The sequence below is a fragment of the Sandarakinorhabdus cyanobacteriorum genome, assembly GCF_002251755.1.
GTDB classification, from domain to species: Bacteria; Pseudomonadota; Alphaproteobacteria; order Sphingomonadales; family Sphingomonadaceae; genus Sandarakinorhabdus; species Sandarakinorhabdus cyanobacteriorum.
The window spans coordinates 18,084-31,129 of sequence record NZ_NOXT01000118.1; the positions used below are offsets into that span (position 1 = coordinate 18,084).

Consider the following 13,046-nt stretch of genomic DNA (forward strand, 5'->3'; position numbering starts at 1 on the left):
GGTTCTGGTTCACCAGCGCCTCTCGAAACGGTTGCGAAGATGGATGGCCAGGCTGTTCATGGCGATCAGGATCACCAGCAGCACCAGGATGGCCGCGGAGGTTTTCTCGACAAAGCCGCGCTGCACATCGTCAGACCACAGGAACACCTGCATCGGCAGCACGGTGGCCGGCGCCGTCAGGCCCTGCGGCACGTCGGTGACAAAGGCCCGCATGCCGATCAGCAGCAGCGGCGCGGTTTCGCCCAGCGCCCGGGCAATGCCGATGATGGTCCCTGTCATGATGCCGGGCAGCGCCAGCGGCAGCACATGCTGGAACACCACCTGGATGGGCGAGGCGCCAATGCCCAGCGCCGCATCACGGATCGACGGCGGCACCGCCTTGATCGCCACCCTCGCGGCAATGACAATCACCGGCATGATCATCAGCGCCAGCGTGATCCCGCCCACCAGCGGCGAGGAGCGCGGCAGCCCGGCGATGTTGAGGAAGAAGGCGAGGCCCAACAGGCCGAAGATGATCGACGGCACCGCCGCCAGATTGTTGATCGAAAGCTCGATCAGATCGGCCAGCCGCCCCTTGGGGGCATATTCCTCCAGCCACACCGCCGACAGCACGCCCAGCGGGAATGCGATGATGATGGTGATGAACAGGGTGAACAAGGATCCCAGCGCCGCGCCGCCGATGCCAGCCAGTTCCGGCTCGGTGCTGTCGGCATTGCCGAGGAAGGCGCTGTTGAAGCCAGTGCGCAGACGGCCCTGTTGCTCCAGCCAGCGCCAGGCCGCCACCTCGCGGTCGCTCACGCCGCGGCTGTCAGCCGGGGCAGCCAGATCAAACTTGCCCTTGGCCAAGAGATCGATGGTCGATCGCACCGGCACCCAAAGGGTCACCCGCTTGCCCAGAAGGGCCGGATCGGCCAGCAACTGATCGCGCAAGCCAAGCCAGGCCGCATCCGACAACGTGCCCGATGCCGGGCCAAGACCCTTCGCCGCTTCGTTCATCAAGGCCAGATAATCGGCGCGGGCCAGCACGGCCTTGCCATCGGGGCCGGACACGGCAGCGGGGTCAACCCCCAGCGTCGCCGGCGTGAACGTCACCTCGACCTTGGCTTCGGTGCGCAGGAAGCCGCTCCAGCCGTCGCGGACGATGGTGAACAGCAAAAAGGCCAGGAAGCTGGCAGCGATCACCAGCGCCGCCGCGCCCAGCCGGCGGAAATTGCGCTCGGCGCGATAGCGGGCCGCAATGCGCGATTGCATCGCCGGCGAGGCCCAGTCGGTCGGACGGCGTTCAGGCAAGACGCTGCTCATTCATACGCCTCCCGATAACGCTTCACCACTGCCAGGGCATAGATGTTCAGCACCAGCGTCATGGCAAACAGCACCAGCCCCAGCGCAAAGGCCGAAAGCGTCTTGGCGCTGTCAAACTCCTGGTCGCCGGTGAGCAGCGCGACAATCTGGGTGGTGACCGTGGTCACGCTGCTGAACGGATTGGCGGTCAGATTGGCGGCAAGGCCCGCGGCCATCACCACGATCATCGTCTCGCCAATCGCCCGGCTCACGGCCAGCAGCACGCCGCCGATGATGCCCGGCAGCGCGGCCGGCACCATCACCTTCTTCACCGTCTCGCTCATGGTGGCGCCCATCGCCAGGCTGCCATCGCGCATCGCCCGCGGCACCGCCGTCAACGCATCATCCGCCATGGAGGAGACGAAGGGAATGATCATCACGCCCATCACCAGGCCAGCGGCCAGCGCACTGTCGGAGGAGGCATCGCTCATCCCCAGCGCCACCGCGATGCTGCGCACCACCGGTGCCACGGTCAGGGCGGCGAAGAACCCATAGACCACGGTCGGCACCCCGGCGAGCAGCTCCAAGACCGGCTTCAGCCAGCGGCGCAGGCGGGGCTGGGCATATTGGGTGAGATAGATGGCCGACATCAGGCCCAGCGGAATGGCGACTGCCATGGCGATGATCGCACCGATGAAGATCGTGCCCCAGAACAGCGGCACCGCCCCAAACGCTCCGGTGGAGCCAACCTGATCGGCGCGCAGCGCGGTCTGCGGGCTCCAGGCGAGGCCGGTCAGAAACTCAACCGGCGACACCAGTCGGAAGAAGCGGATCGATTCAAAGATCAGGCTGAGCACAATGCCAAAGGTCGTCAGGATGGCGACCACCGATGCCACCAGCAGCAACACCCGCACCTGGGCCTCGACCCGGTTGCGGGCGCGGAAATCCGGGCGGATGCGGCTGTAACCCCACAAGCCGCCCAGGCACAGCAAGGCCACGGCCAGCGCGCCGGCCAACAGATCTAGATTGGCCTTGGTGGCGGCATAACGCGGGGCCAGCACCGGGGCGAGCGGGTTGAACGCCTGGGGCAGATCGCCCGCCACCAGGCCGCGCACCTCGTTCATCAGGGCGTCGCGGTCAGGGCCCGGGGCCGGCTGGCTGGCCGCTGCGACCGTGGCCAGCACCCGGCCTTCGATCACGCCTTCGCCCATCACGCCCCAGCCGGCGAGCAGCAGCAGCGCCGGCGCCAGCGCCAGCACCGCCACATAGGCCCCATGATAGACCGGCCGCGAATGCACCGCGCCGATGCGCCCCCCGGCAGCCAGCGTCAGCCGCTGCGCCCGGGCGCGGCCAGCCAGATAGGCCAGGCCCGCCAGCGCCAGCACCAGGGCAAAGGCAATCACCAGCCTCATTTCACGCTGCTCTCGTCCATCAGGGTCAGATCGCGGGCCACGCGTTCCCCGGCCCGCCGCACCGCTTCCGGTGCCGCCACCAGCCCCTTGCGCGCCAGATAACCGCCGCGCCCCCAGGTCGATTCCCTTGCATATTCGGCCAGAAACTCGCGCATGCCGCGCACCGCCGGCACATGCTGCGCCTTCACGTAAAGATACAGCGGCCGCGACGCGGGGAAGCTGCCGCCGGCAATATTGTCATAGGTGGCCGCCACACCGCCCAGCGGCACATCCTTCACCTTGTCGCTGTTTTCCTCGACAAAGCTGTATCCGAACACGCCCAGCGCCTGCGGGTTGGCGGCGATCTTCTGCACGATCAGATTGTCATTCTCGCCGCCCTCGATGAAGGCGCCATCCTCGCGCACCTTCTCGCAAATCTGCTTGTGGGCGGCCTGGTCGCTCTTCTTCAGCGCCTTCATCGCCGGCTCGCTGTTGCAGCCCTTCAGCATGTACAGCTCGTTGAAACTGTCGCGCGTGCCGCTGGTCGGCGGCGGGCCGATCACCTCGATGCGGATATCGGGCAGCGCCGGGTTCACATCGCGCCAGGTGCGGGCGGTGTTGGGCCCCTTGCCGAACGGGTTGGCGGCCAGCGCCAGATACACGTCCCGCTCGGTCAGGCCGGGGAAGCTGCCGGCCCGGCTCTGGGCGATCACCAGCCCGTCAATGCCCACCTGCAACTCGATCAGGCCCTTCACGCCATGCTTGGCGCAATCCTCCAGCTCGCTCTTCTTGATCCGGCGCGACGCGTTGGCGGCATCGGGAAACTGCGATCCCAGCCCGGCACACATCAGCTTGATGCCGCCGCCGGTGCCCGTCGATTCCACGATCGGCGCCGGGAATTCCGGCCATTTGCGCTTGAACTGTTCGGCCACGGCGGTGGTGAAGGGATACACGGTGGAGGACCCGACAATGCGGATCTGCGTGCGGCTGCCACTGGTGCACGCCGCCACCAGCAGCGACGTGGCCGCCAGCCCCAACAGGCACAGGCGAACCCGCGCTGCACGGCCCACACGCGAAACTGGCTGCTGCAAGATCGACCTCGTGATGACAGCAAGCCGAATCGGCCCCGCTGCAAATTGCCCCATGGCACCGCCCTAACGACGGCCGATGTGGGCCTTATGACGCTTTGGTGACACTATTGTTACGGCGCGACCGGCAAAGTGAAACTCACCACCGTGCCCTCGCCCTGGCGGCTGTCGATCTCCAGCCGGCCGCGATGCCGTTCCACGATATGCTTGACGATCGCCAGCCCCAGGCCGGTGCCGCCCATGGTCCGGCTGCGCTGCGAGTCGACACGATAGAAACGCTCTGTCAGGCGCGGCAGATGTTCCGGCGCAATGCCGTCGCCAATATCGCGCACGCTGATCCGCACCATCTCGCCGGCGGCGGCCAGTGTCACCGTGATCGGCGTGCCGCTGCGGCCATATTTCAGCGCGTTTGACACCAGATTGTGCAGCACCTGCAGCACCTGGTCCCGATCGGCCAGCACGGGCGGCAGCCCGGCCGCCTCCTCGATCAGCAACTGGCGCTGGTCGGCGTCCAGCCGCATGGCCAGCGTGCGCGCCACCTCGGCAGCGATGCCGGCCAGACCCAGCGGCTGGCTGGGCCGGATGAACTTGTCCAGCTCGATGCGCGACAGGCTCATCAGATCATCGATCAGCCGGCGCATGCGGTCGGCCTCTTGCGCCATGATCGCCAGGAACCGCTGCCGCGCCGGCTCATCCTCGGCCGCCGGGCCCTGCAGCGTCTCGATGAACCCGGTCAGCGTCGCCAGCGGCGTGCGCAGTTCGTGGCTGGCATTGGCGACGAAATCCACCCGCATCCGTTCGGTGGCCTTGGCCTGGGTCACATCATCCAGCAGAACGATGCAGCGGCCATCGCCATCGGCCAGCGCCCGCAGCCGGAAACTGCGATTGCCCCCGCCAAGTCCGCCGATGCCCAGCCCGGTGATCTCGCGCTCGTCCGATGCGCCATCGGCCATCACCTGGTCCACCGCGTCCAGCAAGGCCGGGTGGCGCACGGTCAGGCGGATGTCGCTGCCCACCACCCGCGCGCCCAGCAGGCTGCGCGCCGCGCTGTTGGCGGCCTCGATCCAGGTGCCGCGCAGGATCAGCACCGGGCCATTCAGGCTTTCGATGTGCAAAAGATCGGCCGGCGGCGCATCCGCCTTGGCCGGCACCGGATCATCGACCGGGGGTGGCGGCGGCAGCTCCACCCGCTCCGGCGCCGTCACCCGGCCCAGGAAATAGCCCAGCAGCATCACCGCCAGCACCAGAAGGGCGATTTCCAGCGAGGTCATGCCCGCGGCAAGCCGGCCAGCGCCGGCACCAGTTCATCATAATGGTCGATCAGGGCATCGGCGCCCAGCGTGTCGGCCGGCACATCGGTATAGCCAAAGCGCACCAGCACCAGCGGCAGGCCGGCATTGCGCGCCGCCCCCGCATCGGTGGCCGAATCGCCCACAAAGGCCGCATCCCCGGCCTCGCCGCCGCAAGCCGCCAGCGTCACCATCACATGCGACGCATCGGGCTTGGCCTTCGGTGCCATGTCGTGCCCGATCACGGCGGCAAACCGCCCCTGCCAGCCCAGCGCCGCCACCAGGCGGTTGGCCAGCCCGGTCGGCTTGTTGGTGCAGATGGCAAGCCGGCAGCCCGCCGCCGCCAGCGCATCCAGCGCCGGTTCCACCCCGTCAAACGGGCGGGAGGCATCGGCGATGTGCGCGGCATAATGGTCAAGGAACAGCGGCATCGACGGTTCCACCAGATCGGGCCGGGCCTCCCCCGTCACCTCCAGCCCGCGGCTGATCAACGCCCGGGCGCCATGGCCCACCAGATGGCGCACCATGTCCACCGGCAGGGTGGGCCGGCCCAGACCGGCCAGCACATGGTTCATCGCGCCGGCCAGATCGGGCGCGGTGTCGACCAGTGTGCCATCCAGATCAAACAATATGGTTTTGGGAAGCGTCACGCCGGTGGCCGTGCCTGAAAATTGTTGCAGTTCCGCGTCATCCGTTGCGCCCGGAACCGCCACTTTTCAAGCCCGTGGCATTGTGGCAGGGCTGCCACCGTGACCAGCAGCCCTGCCCCGATCGCCGCCATCATCCTTGCCGCCGGCATGGGCACCCGCATGAAATCCAGCCGGCACAAGGTGTTGCACCCCATCGCCGGCAAACCCATGCTGCGCCACCTGATGGACAGCCTGGCCGAACTGCGGCCATCGCGCACCGTCGTGGTGGTCGGCGCCCTGAAGGAGCAGGTCGAGGCCGAAGTCACCGGCCGCGCCGAAGTGGCGGTGCAGCAGCCGCAACTGGGCACCGGCCATGCCGTGCAGCAGGGCGAAACTGCGCTCGCCGGCTTTGATGGCAAGATCCTCATCCTCTATGGCGATGCCCCGCTGGTGCCGGCCGCCACCATGCAGCGGCTGCTCGATGCGCTGGCAGGCGATGTCGCGGTCGCCGTGCTTGGTTTCCGCCCCGCCGATCCGGGTGCCTATGGCCGCATCATCGCTCGCGATGGCGCCATCGCGAAAATGGTGGAATACAAGGATGCCAGCGCCGCCGAACGCGCCGAAACCCTGTGCAATTCCGGCCTGATGGCCGTGCACAGCCGCGATCTCTTCGCCCTGCTCGCCCGCGTCACCAACAACAATGCCGCCGGCGAATATTATCTGCCCGATATCGTCGGCCTGGCCCTGGCCGATGGCCGGGCGTGCGTGGTGATCGAAACCGCCGCTGATGATGTGGCCGGGGCCAACAGCCGCGCCGAACTGGCCCAGCTGGAAGCGATCTTCCAGCGCCGCCGCCGCGCCGAACTGATGGCGGCCGGCGTGTCGATGCAGGCACCCGAAACCGTGTTCCTGTGTGCGGACACCGCCATCGAAGCCGATGTGACCATCGAACCCTTCGTGGTGTTCGGCCCCGGCGTCCGCATCGCTAGCGGCACTACCATCCGCGCCCACAGCCATGTCGAGGGAGCGGTGATCGGCCCTGATTGCGAGATTGGCCCCTTTGCCCGGCTGCGCCCCGGCACTGTGCTGGGCAGCGGCGTGAAGATCGGCAATTTCGTCGAGACCAAAAAGGCCGTGCTCGGCAGTGGCGCCAAGGCCAATCATCTCTCCTACCTGGGCGACGCCACGGTGGGGCCAAAGGCCAATATCGGCGCCGGCACCATCACCTGCAATTATGATGGCTTCTTCAAATATCAGACCGTGATCGGCGCCGGGGCCTTCATCGGCTCCAACAGCGCGCTGGTCGCTCCGGTCAGCATCGGCAACGGCGCCATTGTCGGCGCCGGCAGCACCATCACCGGCGACGTCACGGCCGATGCGTTGGCCGTGGCGCGCGGCCGGCAAGACGAACGGCCCGGCTGGGCAGCGCGCTTCCGCGCCATCCAGACGGCAAAGAAAGGCAAGCAATAATGTGCGGTATCATCGGCATCCTGTCGGGTGAACCGGTGGCCGACCGGCTGATCGATGGCCTCAGGCGGCTGGAATATCGCGGCTATGACAGCGCGGGCATCGCCACCATCCATGATGGCGTGATTGGCCGGCGGCGCGCCTCGGGCAAACTTGCCAACCTCGCCCGCGAACTGGCCGCCGATCCGCTTGCCGGCAGCATCGGCATCGCCCACACCCGCTGGGCCACGCACGGCGCGCCCACCACCGGCAATGCCCACCCGCATACCACCGAAAATGTCTGCCTCGTTCACAACGGCATCATCGAGAATTTCAAGCCACTGCGCGCCGAAGTCATCGCGGCGGGCCGCACCCTCTCGTCCGACACCGATACCGAAGTGGTCGCCCATCTGCTCGAACTGGCGCTGGCCGGCGGTGCCAGCCCGGATGCGGCGGTGGCCGGCACGCTGAAGCGGCTGCACGGCGCCTTCAGCTTTGCGATATTGTTCAAGTCCCACCCGGATGTGCTCTACGGTGCCCGCCGCGGTTCGCCGCTGGTCGTCGGCCAGGGCCAAGGCGAAATGTTCCTGGGCTCCGACGCGCTGGGCCTGGCGCCCTTCACCAACCGCATCGCCTATCTGGAAGAAGGCGACTGGGTCCGCCTCGACCGCACGGGCGCCGCCATGTTCGACGCCGATGACCAGCCGGTGTCGCGGGCCTTCATCACCTCCTCGGCCAGCGCCGCGGTGATGGAAAAGGGCAATCACCGCCACTACATGGAAAAGGAAATCCACGAACAACCGATCGTGGTGGCGCAAACCCTGGGCGCCTATCTGGATCCGCTGGCCGAAACCGTGGCGCTGCCGCGCGAACTGCCGTTCGATCTGGCCGACGTGAAGCGGGTGCAGATCGTCGCTTGCGGCACGGCGCTGCTCGCCGGGCATGTCGCGTCCTACTGGATCGAAAGCCTGGCGCGCGTGCCGGTCGCCATCGAGAATGCATCGGAATATCGCTATCGCGATCCCGTCTATGAACCCGGCGGCCTGTGCCTGTTCATCAGCCAGTCCGGCGAAACGGCCGACACGCTGGCCGCGCTGCGCCATGCCGCCGCCGGGGGCCAGATGGTTGCCGCCGTGGTCAATGTCGACACCTCGACGATGGCGCGCGAAACCCAGCTGCTGCTGCCCACCCACGCCGGGCCCGAGGTGGGGGTGGCCTCCACCAAGGCCTTCACCTGCCAATTGTCGGTGCTGGCGGCCTTTGCCATCGCGCTGGGCAAGGCCAAGGGCCGGGTGGACGCCGCCGAAGAAGCCCGGCTCGTCCATCTGCTGACCGAAGTGCCGGCGGCGATGAACGTGGCGCTCAGGTGCGAAGAGGCGATTGCCGCCATGGCCCCCACCCTCGCCAAGGCGCGCGACATTCTCTACATCGGCCGCGGCCCGGATTATCCGATGGCGCTGGAAGGCGCGCTGAAGCTGAAGGAAATCAGCTATATCCACGCCGAAGGCTATGCCGCTGGCGAACTGAAGCACGGCCCCATCGCCCTGATCGACGAACATGTGCCGGTGATCGTCATTGCACCTTCAGGCCCGCGCTTTGAAAAGACCGTGTCCAACATGCAGGAGGTGATGGCCCGTGGCGGCCGGGTCGTCCTCATTTCCGATGCCGAAGGCATCGCCAGTCACGGCCAGGGCAGCATGGCGGCCATCACCCTGCCCACGGTCGATCCATTCATCACCCCGCTGATCAGCGCCATTCCGGTGCAGCTGCTGGCCTATCACGTCGCCCTGGCCAAGGGCACGGATGTCGACCAGCCGCGCAACCTGGCCAAGTCGGTGACGGTCGAATAATCAGCCCTTCAGCCGCGCGGCATAGCTCTTGCGGAACTTGGCCAGCTTCGGCCCGACCACGGCGACGCAATAGCCATTCTTGCTGCCGTTGTTCTCGAAATAGCGCTGGTGATAATCCTCGGCCCGCCACCACGGCGCATTGGGTTCGATGGCGGTGACGATCGGATTGTCCCAGCTGGCCTGGTTGCGGGCGATCGCCGCTTCGGCCTCCAGCGCCTGCACGCCATTCTGCGGATAGATAGCCGACCGGTATTGCGTGCCGACATCGCCGCCCTGGCGGTTCAGTGTCGTCGGATCATGGGTGTGGAAAAATATGTCGAGAATCTCGGCATAGCTGATCTCGGCCGGATCAAAGACAATCCTCACCGCCTCGGCATGGCCGGTACGACCAGAACAGACCTGCTCATAGGTAGGTTTGTCTGTCGTCCCGCCAATATAACCCGATTCGACTTCGAGAACACCGCGCAGATCATTGAACACCGCCTCTGTGCACCAGAAGCAGCCACCCGCGATGATTGCAATTTGCTTTTCCATATTTGCCTCGTTGTAAAGTGTTTTTTCACCTTTTTTGGTGAATGATATACATAAAGTCTGTGCATAGGCGCGTAGGCGCAAGGTGGGCAAGGGGCGGGGCCAACCGACAGGACGTCGCAGCGTGGAGCGACGACGGAGGGGGCGTAGCTTTACCATGTTCAACAGCGTGCAGACATTCGTGCGCGAGGTGCGCACTGCCCCAAGCCTGACCGATATCGGCCTGGTGCTGAAGGACGCCACACGCCAGTTCCGCTTCGACCATTTCGCCCTGGCCCAGCAAAGCGCCGCCAACCGCCTCGGCAGCCTGCGGCTGAGCGACTCTCCCGACGCCTGGGTGGAACGGCTGATCGCCAACGACATGGTGGCCCATGATCCGGTGCTGCTGGCATGCGAACGCCAGGTCACCCCCTTTGCCTGGAGCAACCTGCCCGATCTGCTGCCGCTCAATCCCCGCCAGCGCCAATATATGGCCCAGGCCCGGGCCGCCGGCCTTGCCGAAGGCTATACGGTGCCAATCCACATCCCCGGCCAGGCCTCCGGCCTCGTCAGTTTCGTGGTCGCCGGCAACAGTCCTCTGCCCGAAGACAGTCTGCCGGCCGCGCAATATCTCGCCTGCTTCGCCTTTGAAGCCGCCCGCCGGCTGCGGCTGGCGGAAACCGGTGCCAACCCTGCTGCCCCTCGCCTCACCCAGCGTCAGCTCGATTGCCTGGTGCTGGCGGCGCGCGGCAAGTCCAACTGGGTGGCCGGGCAACTGCTCGGCCTGTCGGGCGACACCGTCCACAAATATCTGGAGGCCGCCAAACAGCGTTATGGCGTGTCCAGCCGCACCGAACTGGTGGTGCGCGCCCTGTTCGATGGCCAGATCAGCTTTGCCGATGTGATGGGTGACAGGCGGCAGGACGGCTGATAAGCATTTGCCCCAATGGGCCGAATGGGCCGGCAATTCGGGGTGGATGGGGATGGCCGATCAGGAACTGCCGGGCGCTGAATCACCGGGCAAGGTGCCTGCCGTCGGCGGCCCCTATGCCTCGTATGTGCTGGCGCTGCTGGTGCTCGTCTATGTCTTCAACTTCATCGACCGGCAGATCCTCTCGATCCTCGCCGAAGACATCAAGCGCGACCTCAATCTCAGCGATGCCCAGCTGGGCTTCCTCTACGGCACCGCCTTTGCGGTCTTCTATGCCCTGTTCGGCGTCCCCATCGGCCGCCTGGCCGACAATTGGGTGCGCACCCGCCTCTTGAGCTTCGGCCTCACCCTGTGGTCGGGGATGACCGCGCTGTCAGGCCTCGCTGGCAGTTTCACCCAATTGTCGTTGGCCCGCATCGGCGTCGGCGTCGGCGAGGCGACCGCCGGCCCGTCGGCCTATTCGATGATTTCCGATTGGTTCCCCAAGGCGCGGCGGGCCACCGCGCTCTCCATCTATGCCGCCGGTCTCTATCTGGGCGGCGGCGTGTCGCTGCTGATCGGCGCCGTGGTGGTGAAGGGCTGGAACACCGCCTATCCCGATGGCGGCCCGCTCGGCCTGGTCGGCTGGCAGGCGGCGTTCATGGCGGTCGGTATCCCCGGCCTGTTGCTGGCGCTGTGGGTGGCAACCCTGATCGAACCCATTCGCGGCCGCGCCGATGGCCTGCCGCCGCCGGTGCCGATGCCTGGCCGCACCATCATCCGCAATTTCCTGGCCGACATGGCCAGCGTCATCCCGCCCCTCACCCTCGTCAACATGGCGCTGCTCGGCCGCCGCGCCCTGTTGGAGAATATCGCAGCGCTGGTGCTGGTGGCCGGGCTGGTGGCGACACTGGTGCATTTCACCGGCGAGATCCCGCAATTCCTCGCCGTCGGCACCGGCCTTTATGCCGTGATCAGCTGGGCGCAATCGATCAAGCGGCGCGACAAGCCCACCTATGAGATGATCTGGGGCACACCGGCCTTCGTGCTCACCATCATCGGCTTCGGCTCGATCAGCTTTGTCGGCTATTCCGTCGGCTTCTGGGCCGCGCCCTATGCGATGCGCAGTTTTGTCGAACCCATGGCCGCCAGCGGTGCGCCCGTCCCCTGGTATGGCACAAAGGAAGCGGTTGCCTTCCTGCTCGGCGGCGGCGGCGCGCTCGGCGGCTTCATCGGCACCATCCTCGGCGGCGTGCTCGGCGATGCCGCCAAGAAACGCCACCCATCGGGCCGCATCATCGTCGGCAGCCTGGCCACGCTGGTGCCGGCTCCCTTCATCTGGCTGCAATACACCACAACCGATCTCGCCACCTTCTTCCTCTGCTATGCCCCCACCACCATCTTCGGATCGATGTATGTCGGTGTCGCGGCAGCCACCACGCAGGATCTGGTGATGCCGCGCATGCGCGGAGCGGCCACGGCCACCTTTTTCATCGGCACCACCCTGTTCGGGCTGGGGCTTGGCCCCTGGTTCACCGGCTTTGTCTCGAAACTGTCGGGCAGCCTGGGCACCGGCGTGCTGTCGCTGCTGTTGATGGCGCCGGTCACCATCACCTGCCTGTTGCTCGTGTATCGCTGGCTGCCCGCCGCCGAAGCCAGCCGCATCACCCGCGCCCGCACCGCCGGCGAAATCATCGGAGACGACGTGACATGAAGATCGAAAGCCTGTTCAGCGTGGCCGGCAAGACCGCGGTTGTCACCGGCGGCAGCCGCGGCATCGGCGAAATGATCGCCCGCGCCCTCATCGAAAACGGCGCCAACGTCATCATCACCAGCCGCAAGATTGCAGACTGTGAAGGCCTCGCCGCGCAACTGGGCCCGGCCTGCACCGCCATCCCCGCCGATCTGTCGCAAATGGCCGAGATCGACCGCTTCGCCGCCGCCGTCGCCGCCGTCACGCCCAAGGTCGATATCCTGTTCAACAATGCCGGCGCCTCGTGGGGCGCAGGCTTTGACGATTTCCCCGAAAGCGGGTGGGACAAGGTGATGGACATCAATGTGAAGTCCGTCTTCTTCCTCACTCAGAAGCTCATGCCCCTGCTCGAGGCCGCCGCCGCGCCAGGCCAACTCGCCAAGGTCATCAACATCGGCTCGATCGATGGCCAGCATATCTCTGATCTCGAAACCTACAGCTACGCCGCCTCCAAGGCCGGCGTGCTCCACCTCACCCGCATGATGGCCAAGTTCCTGGCCGGGCGGCATATCGCGGTGAACGCCATCGCGCCGGGCTTCTTCCCGTCCAAGATGACCGCCGGCATAGCCGAGGAATTCCGCGAAGCTTTCCGCGCCGCCACCCCGATGCAGCGCTGGGGCACGCCCGACGACATTGCCGGCGTCGCCCTGTTCCTCTCCAGCCGGGCCAGCGATTTCCTGTGCGGCAGCGTGGTCACGGTCGATGGTGGCTATGCCACCACGGTCTGATCCGACAGCGACCGAATCACGCTGGCTATAGGGAAAATACCGGTGGCGCAGGCTTGCTGATTGTCGCATCAAGCCGGCATCTGGCTGGCGCAGGTTGGCGACCGGCCCTTTTGTGCAGGCGAGAGTTGCTCGTGAAGAAGATCGAAGCCGTGATCAAGCCGTTCAAGCTGG

At 66.4% G+C, this 13,046-nt stretch carries 11 protein-coding genes; 5 read left to right on the forward strand and 6 right to left on the reverse strand.

The genetic code is table 11. From position 1 onward, the window contains the following. Positions 1–9 precede the first annotated feature (9 nt). The 5 genes from pstA to gph form a co-directional block, all read right to left on the reverse strand. Positions 10–1,302 (reverse strand): phosphate ABC transporter permease PstA, encoded by a 1,293-nt coding sequence (gene pstA, locus CHU93_RS12145; RefSeq protein ID WP_094474412.1) that lies wholly within the window; start codon positions 1,300–1,302, stop codon positions 10–12. Continuing rightward, positions 1,299–2,693 (reverse strand): phosphate ABC transporter permease subunit PstC, encoded by a 1,395-nt coding sequence (pstC, locus tag CHU93_RS12150; RefSeq protein WP_094474413.1) that lies wholly within the window; start codon positions 2,691–2,693, stop codon positions 1,299–1,301. The genes pstA and pstC overlap by 4 nt, the downstream gene beginning before the upstream one ends. After that, positions 2,690–3,742: a substrate-binding domain-containing protein gene (locus tag CHU93_RS12155; protein WP_243375624.1), complete on the reverse strand. Its 1,053-nt coding sequence runs from the start codon at positions 3,740–3,742 to the stop codon at positions 2,690–2,692. The genes pstC and CHU93_RS12155 overlap by 4 nt, the downstream gene beginning before the upstream one ends. Before the next feature lie 131 nt (positions 3,743–3,873). After that, on the reverse strand, positions 3,874–5,031 hold the full coding sequence (locus CHU93_RS12160) for a sensor histidine kinase (RefSeq protein ID WP_094474417.1): 1,158 nt from the start codon (positions 5,029–5,031) through the stop codon (positions 3,874–3,876). Continuing rightward, positions 5,028–5,699, reverse strand: a complete 672-nt coding sequence (gene gph, locus CHU93_RS12165; protein ID WP_094474431.1) for a phosphoglycolate phosphatase — start codon at positions 5,697–5,699, stop codon at positions 5,028–5,030. Before gph ends, CHU93_RS12160 begins: the two co-directional genes overlap by 4 nt. Positions 5,700–5,798: 99 nt before the next feature. Here gph and glmU point away from each other — a divergent pair, with 99 nt between their 5' ends. Together glmU and glmS are read left to right on the forward strand one after the other, a co-directional pair. Then, positions 5,799–7,148, forward strand: a complete 1,350-nt coding sequence (glmU, locus tag CHU93_RS12170) for a bifunctional UDP-N-acetylglucosamine diphosphorylase/glucosamine-1-phosphate N-acetyltransferase GlmU (protein WP_094474419.1) — start codon at positions 5,799–5,801, stop codon at positions 7,146–7,148. Continuing rightward, positions 7,148–8,974, forward strand: coding sequence for a glutamine--fructose-6-phosphate transaminase (isomerizing) (glmS, locus tag CHU93_RS12175; protein ID WP_094474420.1), 1,827 nt, complete (start codon positions 7,148–7,150; stop codon positions 8,972–8,974). The genes glmU and glmS overlap by 1 nt, the downstream gene beginning before the upstream one ends. Here the strand turns inward: glmS and msrA are convergent, their stop codons facing one another. Beyond that, positions 8,975–9,508, reverse strand: coding sequence for a peptide-methionine (S)-S-oxide reductase MsrA (gene msrA, locus CHU93_RS12180; RefSeq protein WP_094474422.1), 534 nt, complete (start codon positions 9,506–9,508; stop codon positions 8,975–8,977). Positions 9,509–9,662: 154 nt separating this feature from the next. Here msrA and CHU93_RS12185 point away from each other — a divergent pair, with 154 nt between their 5' ends. The 3 genes from CHU93_RS12185 to CHU93_RS12195 are packed head-to-tail and all read left to right on the forward strand — an operon-like array spanning position 9,663 to position 12,875. Next, positions 9,663–10,415, forward strand: coding sequence for a helix-turn-helix transcriptional regulator (locus CHU93_RS12185; protein WP_094474424.1), 753 nt, complete (start codon positions 9,663–9,665; stop codon positions 10,413–10,415). A 52-nt stretch (positions 10,416–10,467) separates the two neighbouring features. Continuing rightward, positions 10,468–12,108, forward strand: a complete 1,641-nt coding sequence (locus CHU93_RS12190; RefSeq protein ID WP_423825908.1) for a spinster family MFS transporter — start codon at positions 10,468–10,470, stop codon at positions 12,106–12,108. Beyond that, complete coding sequence (locus CHU93_RS12195) at positions 12,105–12,875, forward strand: SDR family oxidoreductase (protein WP_094474427.1); 771 nt, start codon at positions 12,105–12,107, stop codon at positions 12,873–12,875. Before CHU93_RS12190 ends, CHU93_RS12195 begins: the two co-directional genes overlap by 4 nt. Positions 12,876–13,046 lie beyond the last annotated feature (171 nt).

Coding starts and splice junctions, on each gene's coding strand:
- pstA (WP_094474412.1), bottom strand. CDS start 1,302: ATGAGCAGCGTCTTGCCTGAACGCCGTCCGACCGACTGGGCCTCGCCG.
- pstC (WP_094474413.1), bottom strand. CDS start 2,693: ATGAGGCTGGTGATTGCCTTTGCCCTGGTGCTGGCGCTGGCGGGCCTG.
- CHU93_RS12160 (WP_094474417.1), bottom strand. CDS start 5,031: ATGACCTCGCTGGAAATCGCCCTTCTGGTGCTGGCGGTGATGCTGCTG.
- glmS (WP_094474420.1), top strand. CDS start 7,148: ATGTGCGGTATCATCGGCATCCTGTCGGGTGAACCGGTGGCCGACCGG.
- msrA (WP_094474422.1), bottom strand. CDS start 9,508: ATGGAAAAGCAAATTGCAATCATCGCGGGTGGCTGCTTCTGGTGCACA.
- CHU93_RS12185 (WP_094474424.1), top strand. CDS start 9,663: ATGTTCAACAGCGTGCAGACATTCGTGCGCGAGGTGCGCACTGCCCCA.
- CHU93_RS12190 (WP_423825908.1), top strand. CDS start 10,468: ATGGCCGATCAGGAACTGCCGGGCGCTGAATCACCGGGCAAGGTGCCT.
- CHU93_RS12195 (WP_094474427.1), top strand. CDS start 12,105: ATGAAGATCGAAAGCCTGTTCAGCGTGGCCGGCAAGACCGCGGTTGTC.